We start from the raw sequence: 15,846 nt of genomic DNA on the forward strand, positions 1-15,846 counted from the left end.
CCCTAGTCTTGATTGGTTTCTTGCGTTGTTTCTGTTTCAGCATCTGAATCAGCAATTTCATCTTCATCTGGATCGGTGCCATTGAAAGATTCTAACTGTCTTAGATACGCCTCGGTTACGATCAATCTTACTACCGGAGTAATGTTGATCATTTGATTCTTGCTGTCTTCCTCATAAGATTTGCCGCGAATGACAATCCCATGACGGCTGAACAAAGCTAAGATGTCTTTGAAGCGTGTTTCATTTGGAATTTCACGTTTAACCAGCTGAACAAATCTGTCTAAAATGGTGTGAGTATTGGTTGCGACAAAGCCATTATCAACTTCAAAATTTTCTATTTTTTCTTCATAAATTTGGCGAAGAACCAATAAAAATAGCGTTTCATCAGTTTTCAAACGGACAAATGCTTCTTTCTGGATGGGTAAAACACCGGCAAGACGTTCATTCTCGTTGATGTAAAGATTCATACCTAACGCGTCGAATAAGTTATCGAAGTAGTCCTGATAAGACTCTAAAAGCAAATAATGTTTCCGCTGACCATGTTTGTAGGCGCTGGCAAATTGATTTGCAATTACAAAGTTTGCTGTCTGTTGGAATTCTTGAGCGTCTTTACCGGACTCTTCAACGACTTTTTTTAATTCTCTAAGCATTACGCTTTGCTCCTACGTACGACAGTAAATTCGCGACATTCAACGAAGTTATGCACATCCAAATACTGATTAGTAAACTGTACTTCAAATAAATCTTCTATTTTTTTAGCGCTCACGCCGAGAGAGCCGACATAACGTAAATGGTCAAAGCACACAAAGTCCTCTACCGATTCGATGGTGAAATCCAAAATATGCTTACTATCGCCAGAAGCGATCTGCTTATCTAAATAACTCTGCATTTTTGGAATAGTAACTTGTCGAGCTTCATGGAAGCGGCGCTGCTGATCGCGCATTCTGATTGCGTCAGCAGACACTTCTGAAGGCGTCATGACACGAGGTGGTGGTGGCTCACGGCGTTTTGTTGGTTGTGCTGCTGAAGCCATGCCAATAAAACGTGAACCAATAACTTCTTTTAAAATTGGCAACTTGTCATATTTCGCCACATCAGTAATGATGCCAGCTACTTTATTTGCCATGCCCGGTCTAGAACTGTCCATGTAGCGTGCCGTGTCGGCCGCACGTTTTTCTAAACGATAGCGATATTCATCAATACGTTCTAAGCGTTGTTCGATATTGCTAAAGGTTTGAATGATGTCACGGCAATCTTTTTCTACCATGGCTTGTGCTTCAGCCATAGTAATCAGCTGCTGATCAACATAACACTGAGCAACCTGCCCCATGGTTTCTGGATTACTCAAAAATTCTTGCGTTAATTCAAGAATCTGGCGTCTAAAGCGAAATGGGTTGTTACTTGTTTTGATAGTTTTATAGTCGGCAATCAATATACCTTCAACAAATAAATCAAAGAAGCCTGCTACAATAGCTTTAGGGTCTCGGCTTGCAAACAACTCTCGTTGTAGACTGCGTATACCAAGCAATATCTGGTTTAAATGTGCCGAGAAATCTCTAGAAGCTTCCGCTGATTGGCGTAATGTTACGCCACGTTCTACGGGATGTTTGGCAACAGACTCTAAGTTACTAAGAATACTTAATACGGTTGCACCGTAGTTGCGTTTACCGTGTCGGCTGATTTCGACTAGAGAACGAAGTAACATGGAAATTTGCGGAGTCATCAATACGCTGACCCGATACAGCTCCTGCTCCTCTACTAGCCAACCAGTATTCACTAAGCGATGGTAGATTCTTAAGGCATAATCGTGAATGGTTTTCGGCGAATCAAAGGGTTCTTTTTGGTCATCATGCCAAGCAAGCGTATCTAACTTATGCAGTGTGTCTTCTATCGATTCTATGATGGTAGATTTGTCTTTTATTGGATCTTCTGCGTGATCATAAAAAACATCAGCAAGATCATTCAATACCGCTTCAATCAATGCTCTATTAGAGCCGCTTAATGCCTGAAATATTTCATCAGGTAAGTGTCTAAATAGCATTCATCGGGCTCCATGGATTAACGAAAACTAATGGCATGTTTAAACCTTACCTAAATGATTAGCAACAACAGTTTGCATGGCCTGTTTTACTAGCGCATCATCTCCAATTGGAGGTAGCAACTCTATGTGTAAATCGTCTTTTTGCAATGTAGCTATTTGCGCAGGTACATCATGTCTTAAATGACGTCCGACTGCTAAAAACAGTGGCAACACAGCAACGTTACGAGTCTCTGCGCCTAGCATGCCTACAACGTCTTCTAAAGATGGAGACGTAAGTTCCATATAAGCCAAACTTACATTGCCTTCACCATATGTTTGTGCCACTTGATGATAGAGCGATTCGAAGGGCAGTTTCCAAAGGGGATCAGGGCTTCCATGTGCAAGAAGAATGATGTGATCGTATTCTTTGCGTAGCATTTTGATACCTAATGTTTCTCGATTCCCCATTTTAGCCATCCTATGTCAGAAAAAGAAGGTGCAGAGCAAAAAACCTTAAAATCTTCTGATCAAATCGGGCAAAAAGTAGATTATGAGTTAGATTTAGGAAGTTATTGATCCTATTTCATTTTTTATGCGTAATACAATTATTATCGCAACACATGGAGCACGATGAAATGAATATTCTATTATCTGGAGCGACAGGATTTATTGGTCAATCTTTGCTCGCCGCACTATTAAAAGACAATCATCAAATCTATGCCTTTGTGAGAAAAGTGGATAACCGGCTAGATGCTAGAGTTAGACAATTAACATTGGCATCGTTAGCGGAATTAGAAGAAAAAATAGATGTTTTCATCAATCTTGCCGGTGAAAACATTGCCAGTCAGCCATGGACTAAAAAGCGCAAAGAAGTTCTATTTGAAAGTCGAATAAATCTGACAAATAAAGTCAAGGAAGCTTTGCAATATCCACCTAAGACGGTCATTTCAATGTCAGCAGTTGGTTATTATGGTGTAGCAAGAAATGAAGTTTTTTATGAAAACACACCACCAAAATCCGGATTCTCTCATGATCTCTGCGCAGCTTGGGAAAGTTCAGCAAAAGCATTTTCGAATGATGATACAAGGGTTGTGATATTTCGATTAGGAGTTGTGCTAGGGATTGGTGGAGCGCTAGAGAAAATGCGCCTACCATTTTTGTGTGGTTTAGGAGGTCCTATCGCTGGCGGCAAACAATGGTTTTCGTGGGTGCACATAGCTGATGTGATTAAAGCCATTACAAATGCTATGTTCGATGAGTCCTACACAGGGATTTATAACTTAGTAGCTCCACAACTGATTGAGCAAAAACATTTTGCGAAATCATACGCGGCGTCATTAAAGCGCCCTGCTATTTTACCGACACCTAGGTGGCCGCTTGACCTTATTTTTGGAGAAATGGCCTCGTTATTAACCGAAGGTGCAAAGGTAGTTCCTCAAAAGTTAGAAAAACAAGGCTTTGAATTTCAATTTGATAATATCGACGATGCGTTGACGGATATTGCTAAGCAACATTGAGTGGATAATGTACTTAAAACTGTCAGCGTTTCTTTTTCAATACCGGTATGCCTTTATCATCATTTAGAGTATTTGTGCACACAGGATAAGTAATACAGCCCCAAAAGTACCCATTTTTACTTTTTTTTCTGACAAGATAGTGTCCGCAAGCGCGGCAAGGGTATTTTTTGGTACTTGAAGGAACGCCATTATCATCTTCTACGGTAATTTTGCATTCTGGATAATTTGAGCAGCCCCAAAAGGCATTATCCTTAAAAGTCTTTCTTCTTAGTGGAGACTGGCAAGCGGGACAAAGGTAGCGTTTTGCTCTGACTGGCTTACCGTTTTCATTATTCGCTGTGTAGTTACAAGCAGGATAAGATTCACAGCCCCAGAATGCGCCATTGGCGCCTTCTTTTAAAACCAATAAACTTTCGCATTTTGGACAACGATAGCGAATTTTAGCAGATTTAATATGAGCATCATCGCTCTGATCTAGGAACTCTTGTTCCCAGTTGCTAGATGATGTTGCTGGAGAGTTGTTGTCTTTTTCCTGCACAGGTTACTCTTTATTTTTACTGCAAGACGTACTGTCTTTTTCACAATATTCTTGGCCTGCTAGGCTGCGGATTTTTGAGGCACCTTTTCTAGCACCGTCAGCGGTTGCTGTTCCTGCCTCTTTCATTTTATCCCAGACAACTGTGCCAGTTTCTTTAGCATTTTTAGATGCTTTACTGCCAAATTCTGACGCCTTCTCACCAAATTCAGATGCTTTTTCAGCGGTGGTATCGGCTATTTCAGACGTTGTTGTTTTGGTTTTCTCCCATAAATTTTGAGCCCCTGCTTTTGCCTTATCAAGTGTACTTTCTTCTGCTTGAGCTAATGTAGAAACAAGAATGAGTGAGCAAAAAATTGCCTTTATATATTTCATCATACTGCCTTTTTGTCCATAGTAGTTGAAAGATTTAACCAATCAGTAACTTGAGCTACATCACTGAGAGTTCCCAGTTGCGGGTAATGCAATAGTGTCTCGTCTGCAACTTTTTCATGGTCCCAAGTGGTGTGATAAGGAACATGAAGCGCTTGGGCACCGAGATCTAAAACGGGCAAGATGTCGGATTTCAATGAGTTACCAACCATTAGGAAATGTTCTGCAGAAATCTTATGGCGTTGAAGTATTTGCTGGTAAGCTGCGGAAGTTTTATCACTTACTATTTCAATGGCATCGAAATAATCGGCAATACCTGATCTTGCCAGTTTGCTTTCTTGATCAAGTAGATCGCCTTTAGTAATAACCAATAAACGAAACTGTCCTTTTAGTTGAGAAAGCAGGCTTTCTACATTCGGTAACAGCTCCACTGGTGAAGCCAGCATACATTTAGCAAGCTGTATAATTTCATGTATTTCGTTGCCAGTGATGCGACCTTCAGTTAGCTCAATAGCGGTTTCGATCATAGATAAAGTGAAGCCTTTTATACCATAACCAAAATGTTCTAAATTATTAATCTGCACTTCACCTAGATGGGAACGAACGTAGCTTTCATCATGATATGGCAATAGTAAATTAATAAACTCATCTTGGGCATGAATGAAAATATCCTCATTTCTCCAGAGTGTATCGTCTGCATCAAAAGCAATTACTCGAATCTGTGAACTGTTTAACGTCATTTTACGTCCATTGCTTAGTATTTTGCTCAATCAAATTAACATATAAGGCTACTTGATCTGGTGTATCGTTTAACGCTGGAATGTAGTCAAACGCTAAACCACCATTGTTCTTAAACTCATCACCCAGCTCTAGAGTGACTTCTTCTAGAGTCTCAATGCAGTCAATTGAAAAAGCGGGACTAATAATGTTGATTTTTTTCACCCCCATCGAAGGTAAAGCTTTCAGTGTGGCATCAGCGTAAGGCTTCAACCATTCTTCGCGACCGAATCTAGACTGATAAACATGTGTCCACTCGTGATCCCCCAATTCCAACTCCTCCGCAACCAGTCGACTGGTTGTTTCGCATCGACGCGCATAAGGGTCGCCATTTGTCACGTAACGTTTTGGAATGCCGTGGTAAGACAAAACAAGATGACGTCTTTCCCCCTGCTTGTCCCATTGCGCACGAACCGAATTAGATAGCGCCTTGATGTACATGGGATGATCTGCATAATCGTGAAGCAGTTGTAGTGATGGCCAATGAGGACAACTCTTTAGCGAATTCATTAATCTATCATAAGCCGCTGCAGTGGTCGTAGCCGAGAATTGAGGGTACATAGGAACAACAATTATATTTTTGACACCCTGCTCTCTTAATTTATTTGCTGCCAACTCAACACTTGGATTGCCATAAGTCATTGCCAGTTCAACAGGAACTGTTTGACCTGTTTTTTCAGATAATGCTTCTTTTACCTTTTCTTTTAATCTTTCGCTTAACACTAGAAGAGGTGAACCTTCATCCATCCAAACTTGTTGATAAATCTTAGCTACTTTTGGTGGGCGTATGGTAAGAATAATAAGATTAAGAATCGGCTTCCAAATTAATGGGCTTAAATCTACAACACGAGAATCAGAAAGAAACTCTCTAAGGAAACGGCGGACTTCAGGTGTCTGTGGAGCATCTGGTGTCCCCAAGTTCATCATCAATACGCCATAGTCGCTCGTGTTTTTCATGCTATACCTTTTGAGTTGGAATTCTTGCTCTATTATAAGCTAATAAATTGGGGCCAATAATGAAAAAACCAAGCTAATTAAAGCTTGATATTGTTTAGTTTCGTATCTGAATAGACGTTTTGTGTCAGTTTTATTTTTGAACTAGGTACCACAAATTAACATCCCACACGGAAAAATACGTCATGAGATCCATAGGCGAAGGACAGAAAAAGCAATAAATACAACGAAGCTGATCGATAAGACGCTTTTATCCAGCTCATTACCTCGATTATGGCACAGCCAATAAAAAAACAAATGACTACACGACAAAACAATCATTGAAGGTAAATGTACTGCACCAGCAAAACCAGATAATCCAATATGGTCAAACGTTTGTGCGGGGTAAATAAAGCCGATCATTGCTGCAATAGAGGCAAAAACAACAAAACCATTCGATGTGCCTTGCTGTAGTTTTGCCTCGACTTTCTTAAAACTACATAGCAAACAGCCTAGTGCATGGCCACAATTGCCAGCCATAAGAGACAATACACCAATAATTAGGCCAATGGGTAAATTCCATGTTTTCCCTACTTGCGCTACATATATTTTTTCTGGCCTAGCTAGAAAGAAAACGTTTGTAACAGCGATGAGGGCTATTAATGAGAAAGCAATTTTGAAGACAAACACGCTACTAAGAGACAGTATTTGTGCGCCTATTACACCGCCCATAGCAATACCTGGAGCGAAGTTGATCAGCTGCTGTGAATCAACCTCTCCCTTTTTCATAGAAATTATCCAAGCATAAAGATGAGCTGGGATAAACGCCGTGATGCAAGTAGCAATTGCTGGAAGCATGAGAAGTTCAAAAGACAAATTAAACACAGGCAAAAAAAAGTATAAGGCGGGAATGGCAATAAGTGCAGGCGCTATTTTAATAACGGAAGCTATTGAACCTGTTGCTGCACCAATAAAGAACAATAAAAAAAACATTTCAATACTTGGCATAAGATAAAACACCCTTCCTAGCCATGGAGAAAGACAACAAAAAAGCAGACATAGGTCTGCTTTTTTGTATGCTTTATTAAAGCATTATTAATCAGTAGTCTTTCTATATCAGTCTTGATTAACAACGCTACGAATTCTTTCTTGAATCAAAGATGCTAGCTTGTCTGGTTGAAATTTCGACAAGAAATCATCACAGCCAACTTTTTGCACCATGGCTTTGTTAAAACTACCGCTAAGAGACGTATGTAAAACGATATATAGATCTTTAAGCCTTGGATCTTCACGCACTTCACGAGTTAAGCGATAACCATCCATCTCCGGCATTTCTGCATCTGTGATCATCATTAATAATTTTTCTGGAACAATTTCACCCTCATCAGCCCATTTCTTTAGCTTTTCAAGACCTCGTTTGCCATCTGTAGCCTCATGAACAGTTATACCCATAAAATCTAATGTTGAGCGACATTGCGCTAAACCAACAGATGAATCGTCCACAACCAGTACTTCTAAGCCTTTGGCTAATGTCAACAGATCTTTATCTATAATGTTATCACTTACAGTGGTGTCATAAGGTGAGATTTCGGCCAAAACCTTCTCAACATCGATAATTTCAACAATGCGGTCGTTAACTCGAGTTATCGCTGTTAAGTAATGTTGACGCCCAGTACCATCTGGTGGTGGTAAGATTTCATTCCAATTCATATTGATGATTCGATCAACTTCACCAACCATAAATCCTTGAACAGTATTATTGTATTCAGTCACAATTAGGTTACATGGCTGACTACGGTCAATTGGTCTCATGCCAATAGATTCAGAGAGGTCGATAACAGGAACAGTTCTGCCACGAAAATGTGTGACTCCAGCCACGGATGGGTGTCTATGTGGCATCAAGTTCAACTTAGGCAGCATGACCACCTCTTGAACTTTAAAAACGTTTATTGCAAACATTTGCATTCCACCAAGGCGGAACATTAAAAGTTCCAAGCGGTTTTCACCCACTAACTTGGTTCTTTGGTCTACAGCGTCTAACATGCTTGCCATATATTACTCCAAACATTTTTAAATTAAGGCATTAATCCATTATAACCATGATATTCTATAAGACTAAATCTTACAGTATTTTTTTGTGTTAACTCTTCTTGCAAGGATTCTTAATGAAGGATGCCGATATACTTTTTTGCCGTAAAGCTGTTGTAAATCGACTATCAGAAACAACCGCCTATTACATACTACATCCAAGCAATGTAACTCAAGGACAAGATGCTTCTTTTTTAAGCTCCTTGTTTGTAGATGCTAATCTTACCGAAATAACACAGCAAAAAACTATATTTTTTCAGACTAGCTTAACCGAACTCTCGGCCCTACCATTACAAACAAACATTCATATGGTTATTTTCTTGAGCGCCAATGAATTAACTGAAAAACACGTTGAAACATTATCTGAGTTTCGTCTTCAAGGCTACCAGCTGGGCATTATAAACCCTAAGCCTGAAGCGCTTACTGTTGCCTTACTGAGTATCTTTTCTTATGTAATGCTTACCTTGGATCATCTATCTGTCGATGATGTTATTACTAGAATTAAACATCCAGCCTTATCGTCAAAAAATCTTTGGGTAAATAAAATTGAAAAGTCGGAACAATTTACGCAGCTTTTAGAAAATGTTCCTGAAGGCCAATTTAGTGGCAATTTCATCAATAAAATGACGTCAGTTAAAGGTAAACGTATCTTAGCGTATAAAGCTATTTTGATTGATTTATTAGTGGCGCTGAACAACCGTGAATCATCTCCAAGAGTATTAGCTGAATGCATTGAACGAGACCCAACGTTAACTTATCGAATCATTAAACTGACACATTCTGTGATTTATCGTAGTCAATTTAATGTCTCTAATGCTCAGCGAGCAATCGAGATTATTGGTGTCAGAGATCTGATTAAATGGGTTGGGCTTGTTATGCTAGGCAGTGTGTCGGGAAAGCCTGATTGTTTATTTTCTATGGCAGTTTCTCGTGCTTGTTTTTGCCAAAACCTTTCTACTACGTTGTTCCCAAAGTTAGACGGTGCTTTTTTAGTAGGGCTTTTTTCTTACCTACCAAGCTTCCTAGACGAAGAACTGCCAACACTTCTAAAAGATTTACCACTTGATGAAAACATAAAATCCGCATTACTAGAATACAAAGGCAATTTGGGCGGTATTTTAAAAATAGTCGTCGCATATGAAGCTGGTCGATGGGAGAAAATCCCCTTTGGTTTGCTTGCAAGCAAAGATATGTCAAAGCAATCACTCAAAGATCTGTATATAAAAAGCTTAAAAGAAGCTCGTGAGATGGGGAGTTTATGATAGATATCGGAGTAAATATCAATCACAGCCATTTTCTAGATGATTTAGATCAAACCCTGATCGACATGCAAGAAGCTGGTGTTAAAGGCATGATCTGCATTGCATCTGATTTAGAGGAAAGTAAGCAGATCCAGGTGTTAAGCCAGAAACATCCTACGATATGGAATACGTTAGGTTGCCATCCTCATCAGGCAAAAACTTGGAATATAGAAAGCAAATCTCAGTTTTCTACTCTTATTAAAGACGCAACACCTATCGCTATTGGTGAAACGGGACTCGATTTCAATCGTAACTACTCAACACCAAATGAGCAGTTTTATGCCTTTAATGAGCAAATAGAGTTGGCAATTGAACACAGCCTTCCCTTGTATCTACATGAAAGAGATGCACACAAAGAGATGGTAGAGATACTTAAAAAGTACCCAAGTTTAGCTAGAAAATCTGTGATTCATTGTTTTACAGGGAGTCGAGTCGAGTTGGATAAGTATTTAGAGTTAGGATTGTTTATTGGTATCACAGGTTGGGTATGCGATGAGCGCCGAGGCGCAGACTTACAAGCTTCTGTGCCTCATATTCCTTTGAATAAACTACTTATTGAAACCGACGCGCCTTATTTATTGCCTCGCAACATTCGTCCACGCCCAAAGAAAAATCACCCTAAATATTTACCTTGGGTTGCGCAAGAGGTTGCTAGATTAAAAGGAATTTCTTTGGAAGAGCTGGCAAAAATAGCAACAGACAACACAGAAACAGCGTTCGGAATCCGTATCTAATCGCTTAATAAAAACTAAAGCAAAGAGATTTGTTGCGAGAGCAAACTTGCCATATTGGTTTTGAAAAATGGCAATATGCTATCGGCAATAGGTTCTATCTGTTTTTCGATGTAATGCTCGTAATCCAAATCAATCAAATTCTCAGGACTTTCATAAGGCACCACGCCAGAGCGCTGATAAAGGTAATAAACACGCTTCCTACCTTTGTTGTATTCTAGGGGGAGTCCCTGCTCTGCTCTTTTTTGATCAATCATGGCGGCCGCTCTGACATGCGGTGGCTTATTTTTAGTGTAAGAAGACAACGGTCGACTCAACTGCTTGCTGTAAACCAACTGATCATCATAGTCACCCGCTCTAAGTTTTGCGATAGTCTCTTGAATGTAACAAATTGGGTTTTCATCACTAAATACTTTTTCAAACAAGGTTCGCTGAAACTGCCTTGCCAAAGGCGTCCAATCGGTTCGAGCGGCCTCCAAGCCTTTAAAGACAAGTTCTCCGTTTGATTTTCCTGCATAGCGCTTTTTGCTGCCTTCTTCTTGCCCGCGTATTGTAGGCATGAAAAATCGTTCGTAAACTCGCTCAAATTCAAGCTCTAAATGGGAGTCAAGCTGAGCGTATTCCTTACACCAGTTTGATAAACAGGCATTAATGTCGTCGCGCAATCGCTCACCTTGTTTTTGAGGGTCTTCTTGCTCGCTGTTTAATGTGACAAAGAGAGAATCTGTATCGCCATATATCACTCGAGCGCCACGCTCTTCCATCCAGACTTGAGTTCTACCTAACAATTCATGGCCACGCATGGTGATAGAGCTTGCTAATTCGGCGTGATAAAAGCGGCAGACATTTGAACCCAGTACGCCGTAAAAGGAATTCATGATAATTTTAATGGCGTAACTTAAAATGCCATTACCTACTTTTTTGGCTTCTTCCCTTGCTTGAGCGAGCTCACCAACTAATGAGGGCAAAATAGCTTGTTGGCGATCAAAACTTGCTCCCAAAAAACCGGGAACAAGCTGTGTAACTGATAATTTATCCTGAACTAAGCTAGCTGAGTGTTGGGCGGCTATACGGGCTAAAGGGTCAACGTGAAAGGTGCGAATAATACTTGGATACAAGCTTTTAAAATCAAATACCAATACATTTTTATATAGTCCAGGTATAGATGACATAACGAAACCGCCGGGGCTGGCAACAAAGTCATCGTCACTCCAAGCAGGAGCAACCCAACCTGCCGAATGCAATCGAGGTAAATACAGGTTTTCAAAAGCTGCGACTGATCCACCAGTTTGTTCAAAAGGAATACCGGTTAAATCTACTCGAGTTTGTTGTAATTCTATGAGCTTTAGTTTTTCAAAGATGCGCATGACAAGATCACAATCTTGCAGGTTGTAAGCAACAAACGCACCTAGATCTTCTTTGTGCAGTCTTTCAATTTCTTGCCAGCGTTCGCTCCCATGCAACAGCTTGCCATCATCAAGGATTTCGTTACTGACGTTGTTTAGACTGTAGGATTCAAAATGATAACCGCCTACTTTTAATAAAGTGATGCCGTCTAACGCTACGCGTCCGGGAATGCTGGCAAAGTATTTGCCTTGGTTATCGGATGAACGAATGTTCCAATTTTCACCATTAGCACCAAACGCCGGACGAATCCCCAAAATTTGGCAGCGCTGATCAATAAATTGCAAATCAAACCCTATTAAATTCCAACCGATAAAAATATCTGGGGAATGCTTTTTTACATAACGAATAAACGCCAGCAATAAGCTTTTCTCATCACTGAAGCGACGAATGATTGGAGAACTGGTCTCTTGGTTGGTTACCACGAAAGCGACTCGTTGATCTCGTGACGTAATGCCTATGGAAAGCAAGGTGTTTGTTGAAACAGAGGTTTCGATATCCAGTGACCAAACGTTCCAATCTGGTTGCCAATCACCAGCAATGACCCTGGCTTGGCGAAAAGTTTGATTACTTGAGTCGGGGACACCAATAAAACGCACTGCACCTCTAATATTGCGTTCCATCAAATAACGATTGTGAGCCTTAATATCTTCTTCAAAAACAGAGAAGCCATTACGCTTTACCAAATTAATCATTTGCTGGTGGAGCATTAGGCTAGTGCTTTGAACTAACACAACTGGCTCGTTATTGAATGACTTCAATGCAGATTCAGAACATTGCACGCCCGTTATATCAGCTGGAAGACTATCGAGCGGTGCATCGGTAAAAAATACGCTAAGCTGCCTATCCGGAAGGACTTTTACCGTCCCTTCCGGTGTTTTTATAAAAAGGCTCATTTCAATGTGACCGCTAACATCACGTGTGTGGCGGCTCACAATATAGCCAGTTTTTTCTACAAACATCTAAACAGCCTAGTATTTTAAAAGTGCTTATTTTATTAAATTATAACCCACGTAGTAAAAGCATGGGCGGCACTTTTAACACAGTCCTACTAGCAAATATACCAATCGTTGATATGACTACCACACCAATCGCGGGTCCCAACAACCATAATAATGGGTGAAAATTCGCTTCGGCGTTGAACACAAAAACCTGCAAACCAAATAAGCAGGTTTCTGCGCCTATGGCGGCAATGAGTCCGGCAAAGAATCCAAGAGCGCCAAATTCCACCAACAACGCCTGTCTGACTAATGCACCTCTAGCACCTAGCACTCGCAACAAGGCGCCTTCCTCTAGGCGTTCTTCTAGTGTCGAGCGAACGCTGGCCAATAACACCAAAGCGCCAGCACTAAGAATACAAAATAACACCAACTGAATAGCCTGAGACAACTGCCCTATTATCGTCTGTATTTGCTTTAAAATATCGCCCACATTCAAAATAGAAACCGTAGGGAATTTCGCCATCAATCGATAAAAAGACTGCGCTTCTATATCACTCACAAACAAACTACTTACAAAGTTGGCAGGATAATCTTCTAACGCACTCTTAGGCAAAATTAGATAGAAATTGGGTTGCATTGATCCCCAGTCAACAGTACGAACGGAAGTAATAGGCAAGGTGACAATATTGCTACCAATATTTATAGTCAGCTTATCTCCTATTTTTAGGTTTGCTTCTTTAGCTGCCTTTTGCTCGACTGAAAGCCCTTCAGCAGAAAAATCGCCTTCGACAAGTTCGTTGCCCTTTCCAAGCGTGTCTGACCAAGTTAAGTTTAGCTCTCGTTCATAAAGCTCAGGCTCGCCCTTTTCGTCAGGATAAAGAGATTGTACGGTTTGATCATTCACTGCCGTGACACGACCACGCACCATAGGATACCAATCGGATTTTTTGAGACCCAATTGAGTCGTTTGGTCATTAATCGGGTCAATTTGGTCCGCTTGTACGTTGAATAAATAATGATTTGGAGCATCTTCTGGTAGTTGTTGTTGCCAGTCAGCAATCAAGCTGGATTTAACTCCAATAAGAATCAAAGAAAGCATGATGATTAACGTGAATACCAAAAGTTGAAATAGGTTTGGTATCAACCTTCTATATAGGGAAGCAAGACCTATTTGCCAACCGCTGGTGGCTCCTGACGTCAACGAACGGCCAAGTTTAAAAGCCAACCAACCAATGGCTGCAACAAACAGTGCAATCCCCAAAATGGCAGCAGTCATAATGCTTGGCAGCAAGAAGCCATTGGTATACATGCACATTAATCCAAACATACCGATGAATCCGATTACGTAAATGGTAAAGGTATTAAGTTCAATTTTTGCATTAGGCTGCAACACAGATAATGGCGAAATCTTGATAAGATGGGACATCAGCGGTAGACAAAAAGCCACCATGGATATTAGCCCAGTCGCTGCACCCAGCCACAAACGACTAATAGAGGGTTCTGGTAATGTTGTCGACATTAATCCAGACAGCAAAGAGGCGATTATTTCCTGCATGCCCCAGCCGATACTCAAACCAATCGCGGCACCGACAAGAAATAAAGTAAAAAGCTGTAGGAAAAATAATCGTCCTAATAATTTTGGCGTTGCACCTAGTGTTTTTAAAATAGCTACTTGCATCAAGTGACGTTTTACAAACCGAGCCGAAGCAAGCGCCATAGCGACACCAGACATGACTACGGCTAAAGTACCGGCTAGTAATAAAAACGACTCAGCCCGTCCGATAGTGTCACCAATACGTTCACCACGTTGAGTGGGAGTTTGCCAGCGCTGGCCTTCATTTAATTGTGGCGTTATCCAAGTTTCATACTCTTCAAGCGAAGCTTTCTGTCCTGCAAGTAAGAGTGAATAACGTACTCGGCTACCGGGGATAATTACATTGGTTGCCGCAAGATCAGCCATGTTCATCACGGCACGTGGAGAAATAGCAAACGCAGAAGTGCTTGAACCGGGGTCTCGCACTAGGTATTTTGTGACTTTAAGCGAGGCGTCTCCCACTTCAACTTGATCACCAAGGGTAATTTTAAGCAAGCTAGCTAAACGCGAAGACACCCAAACTTCTCCCTGCTTAGGCGTTTCGGTCGAACTTTTACCTGTGCCAAATAAAACGTCGTCGACAAGATAAGCGCCTTTTAATGGATAGCCATCGCTAACTGCACTTAATTGAGAAAGCTGAAGTGAATCACCAGCGAACATCATAGTAGTGAAAGACGTTCTTTGCGCGGTTTGCAAAGACAGTTCTTTCGCCTTTGTTTCCCATTCTGCTGGAATAATGTCATCTGAGCGGATTAGACGGTCGGCCGCTATAAGGTTTGCAGACTCTTGTTCGAAGGATAATTGTAAGCGATCAATGAACAAACCTATCGATGTGACTGTGCTCACTGAGATAACCAAAGCCAATAGAAGTGTGAGCAAATCACCACTACGAATATCTCTGAACATTAAACGAAAGGTAAAACTCATAAAGATTTTTCCGTTAGCTGACCTGCAGACATGACCAATTGACGGTCGCACATTTTAGCAAGCTCATTATCATGAGTTACCATCACCAATGTCGTACCTTGAGATTGATTAAGATCGAATAGCAATTTAATAATAAGCTTTCCATTTTCTTCATCAAGGTTGCCTGTAGGCTCGTCTGCGAACAAAATTTTAGGGTTAGAAGCAAATGCACGAGCAATTGCGACGCGCTGCTGTTCACCCCCTGACAGCTGATTCGGGTAATGGGTTAACCTGTGCGACAAGCCGACTTTCTCAAGTAATACTTCTGCCTTCTTGCGTGCGTCTTTATCGCCTTTTAGTTCGGCGGGTAACATGACATTTTCAATGGCTTGCAGGCTAGGCAAAAGATGAAACGATTGAAAGACAAAACCAACGTATTGGCCTCGAGCGAGTGCTCTTTGCTCTTCTGTTTGGCTAGAGAACTCTTGTTCATAAAGAAAAATATCACCGGATGTATTCACATCTAATCCGGCTAGCAAACCTAGTAAAGTGGACTTGCCTGAGCCAGATGAACCGACAATAGCAACGGACTCACTTTCCTTGATTTCCATATTGATTCCTTTCAATATGGTTAAATTCCCTGTATTCGATGTCACTGTATGGGTTAAATTAGACACTTTAATCGCGGTGTTTCTAGCCATGGTGATTCACTCTAAAAAGGTTTGAT

General features: G+C 40.8%; 15 protein-coding genes. 3 read left to right on the forward strand and 12 right to left on the reverse strand.

The annotated features are described in order from the left end of the window. Positions 1-2: 2 nt before the first annotated feature. Genes BUA59_RS07190 through BUA59_RS07200 form a run of 3 tightly spaced genes read right to left on the reverse strand, consistent with a single transcriptional unit; the run spans position 3 to position 2,488 of the window. On the reverse strand, positions 3-650 hold the full coding sequence (locus BUA59_RS07190; protein ID WP_072839044.1) for a DUF4194 domain-containing protein: 648 nt from the start codon (positions 648-650) through the stop codon (positions 3-5). Then, entirely contained in the window at positions 650-2,041 is a 1,392-nt protein-coding gene (locus tag BUA59_RS07195; RefSeq protein ID WP_072839045.1) for a Wadjet anti-phage system protein JetA family protein, read from the reverse strand. The genes BUA59_RS07190 and BUA59_RS07195 overlap by 1 nt, the downstream gene beginning before the upstream one ends. 39 nt (positions 2,042-2,080) lie before the next feature. Continuing rightward, entirely contained in the window at positions 2,081-2,488 is a 408-nt protein-coding gene (locus BUA59_RS07200; RefSeq protein ID WP_084122259.1) for a sirohydrochlorin chelatase, read from the reverse strand. Between the two features lie 167 nt (positions 2,489-2,655). Here BUA59_RS07200 and BUA59_RS07205 point away from each other — a divergent pair, with 167 nt between their 5' ends. Beyond that, on the forward strand, positions 2,656-3,537 hold the full coding sequence (locus tag BUA59_RS07205) for a TIGR01777 family oxidoreductase (RefSeq protein ID WP_072839046.1): 882 nt from the start codon (positions 2,656-2,658) through the stop codon (positions 3,535-3,537). A gap of 22 nt (positions 3,538-3,559) precedes the next feature. Here BUA59_RS07205 and BUA59_RS07210 read toward each other — a convergent pair whose 3' ends face one another. From BUA59_RS07210 to BUA59_RS07235, 6 genes are all read right to left on the reverse strand, one after another. Continuing rightward, positions 3,560-4,075: a DNA topoisomerase family protein gene (locus BUA59_RS07210; protein WP_072839047.1), complete on the reverse strand. Its 516-nt coding sequence runs from the start codon at positions 4,073-4,075 to the stop codon at positions 3,560-3,562. Between the two features lie 3 nt (positions 4,076-4,078). After that, positions 4,079-4,489 (reverse strand): hypothetical protein, encoded by a 411-nt coding sequence (locus BUA59_RS07215; protein ID WP_245813108.1) that lies wholly within the window; start codon positions 4,487-4,489, stop codon positions 4,079-4,081. After that, complete coding sequence (locus BUA59_RS07220; protein WP_072839049.1) at positions 4,447-5,184, reverse strand: HAD family hydrolase; 738 nt, start codon at positions 5,182-5,184, stop codon at positions 4,447-4,449. The genes BUA59_RS07215 and BUA59_RS07220 overlap by 43 nt, the downstream gene beginning before the upstream one ends. Position 5,185: 1 nt before the next feature. Then, a complete protein-coding gene (gene hemH / locus BUA59_RS07225; protein WP_072839050.1) occupies positions 5,186-6,178 on the reverse strand; it encodes a ferrochelatase in 993 nt (330 codons plus the stop codon). 180 nt (positions 6,179-6,358) lie between these two features. Further along, entirely contained in the window at positions 6,359-7,162 is an 804-nt protein-coding gene (locus tag BUA59_RS07230; RefSeq protein WP_072839051.1) for a sulfite exporter TauE/SafE family protein, read from the reverse strand. 108 nt (positions 7,163-7,270) lie between these two features. After that, positions 7,271-8,206: a chemotaxis protein CheV gene (locus BUA59_RS07235; RefSeq protein WP_072839052.1), complete on the reverse strand. Its 936-nt coding sequence runs from the start codon at positions 8,204-8,206 to the stop codon at positions 7,271-7,273. A gap of 113 nt (positions 8,207-8,319) precedes the next feature. Between BUA59_RS07235 and BUA59_RS07240 the strand changes: the two genes are divergently transcribed. Beyond that, the gene (locus BUA59_RS07240) at positions 8,320-9,504 is read left to right on the forward strand and encodes an EAL and HDOD domain-containing protein (protein WP_072839053.1); all 1,185 of its coding nucleotides are present in this window, start codon (positions 8,320-8,322) and stop codon (positions 9,502-9,504) included. Continuing rightward, positions 9,501-10,277, forward strand: coding sequence for a TatD family hydrolase (locus BUA59_RS07245; RefSeq protein WP_072839054.1), 777 nt, complete (start codon positions 9,501-9,503; stop codon positions 10,275-10,277). Before BUA59_RS07240 ends, BUA59_RS07245 begins: the two co-directional genes overlap by 4 nt. Positions 10,278-10,291: 14 nt before the next feature. Here the strand turns inward: BUA59_RS07245 and BUA59_RS07250 are convergent, their stop codons facing one another. Genes BUA59_RS07250 through BUA59_RS07260 form a run of 3 tightly spaced genes read right to left on the reverse strand, consistent with a single transcriptional unit; the run spans position 10,292 to position 15,820 of the window. After that, positions 10,292-12,640 (reverse strand): DNA polymerase II, encoded by a 2,349-nt coding sequence (locus BUA59_RS07250; RefSeq protein WP_072839055.1) that lies wholly within the window; start codon positions 12,638-12,640, stop codon positions 10,292-10,294. A gap of 40 nt (positions 12,641-12,680) precedes the next feature. Next, positions 12,681-15,140 carry an ABC transporter permease gene (locus tag BUA59_RS07255; RefSeq protein ID WP_072839056.1) on the reverse strand — a complete coding sequence of 820 codons (2,460 nt, stop codon included), beginning with the start codon at positions 15,138-15,140 and terminating at the stop codon, positions 12,681-12,683. Then, positions 15,137-15,820 carry an ABC transporter ATP-binding protein gene (locus BUA59_RS07260; RefSeq protein ID WP_072839057.1) on the reverse strand — a complete coding sequence of 228 codons (684 nt, stop codon included), beginning with the start codon at positions 15,818-15,820 and terminating at the stop codon, positions 15,137-15,139. Before BUA59_RS07260 ends, BUA59_RS07255 begins: the two co-directional genes overlap by 4 nt. Between the last annotated feature and the right edge of the window lie 26 nt (positions 15,821-15,846).

The organism is Marinomonas polaris DSM 16579, from assembly GCF_900129155.1.
Classification (GTDB): Bacteria; Pseudomonadota; Gammaproteobacteria; order Pseudomonadales; family Marinomonadaceae; genus Marinomonas; species Marinomonas polaris.

Bases quoted from the DNA above. Each gene is read 5' to 3' on its own strand.
- BUA59_RS07190 (WP_072839044.1), bottom strand. From the start codon at position 650: ATGCTTAGAGAATTAAAAAAAGTCGTTGAAGAGTCCGGTAAAGACGCT.
- BUA59_RS07195 (WP_072839045.1), bottom strand. From the start codon at position 2,041: ATGCTATTTAGACACTTACCTGATGAAATATTTCAGGCATTAAGCGGC.
- BUA59_RS07200 (WP_084122259.1), bottom strand. From the start codon at position 2,488: ATGGGGAATCGAGAAACATTAGGTATCAAAATGCTACGCAAAGAATAC.
- BUA59_RS07205 (WP_072839046.1), top strand. From the start codon at position 2,656: ATGAATATTCTATTATCTGGAGCGACAGGATTTATTGGTCAATCTTTG.
- BUA59_RS07220 (WP_072839049.1), bottom strand. From the start codon at position 5,184: ATGACGTTAAACAGTTCACAGATTCGAGTAATTGCTTTTGATGCAGAC.
- hemH (WP_072839050.1), bottom strand. From the start codon at position 6,178: ATGAAAAACACGAGCGACTATGGCGTATTGATGATGAACTTGGGGACA.
- BUA59_RS07230 (WP_072839051.1), bottom strand. From the start codon at position 7,162: ATGCCAAGTATTGAAATGTTTTTTTTATTGTTCTTTATTGGTGCAGCA.
- BUA59_RS07235 (WP_072839052.1), bottom strand. From the start codon at position 8,206: ATGGCAAGCATGTTAGACGCTGTAGACCAAAGAACCAAGTTAGTGGGT.
- BUA59_RS07240 (WP_072839053.1), top strand. From the start codon at position 8,320: ATGAAGGATGCCGATATACTTTTTTGCCGTAAAGCTGTTGTAAATCGA.
- BUA59_RS07245 (WP_072839054.1), top strand. From the start codon at position 9,501: ATGATAGATATCGGAGTAAATATCAATCACAGCCATTTTCTAGATGAT.
- BUA59_RS07250 (WP_072839055.1), bottom strand. From the start codon at position 12,640: ATGTTTGTAGAAAAAACTGGCTATATTGTGAGCCGCCACACACGTGAT.
- BUA59_RS07255 (WP_072839056.1), bottom strand. From the start codon at position 15,140: ATGAGTTTTACCTTTCGTTTAATGTTCAGAGATATTCGTAGTGGTGAT.
- BUA59_RS07260 (WP_072839057.1), bottom strand. From the start codon at position 15,820: ATGGCTAGAAACACCGCGATTAAAGTGTCTAATTTAACCCATACAGTG.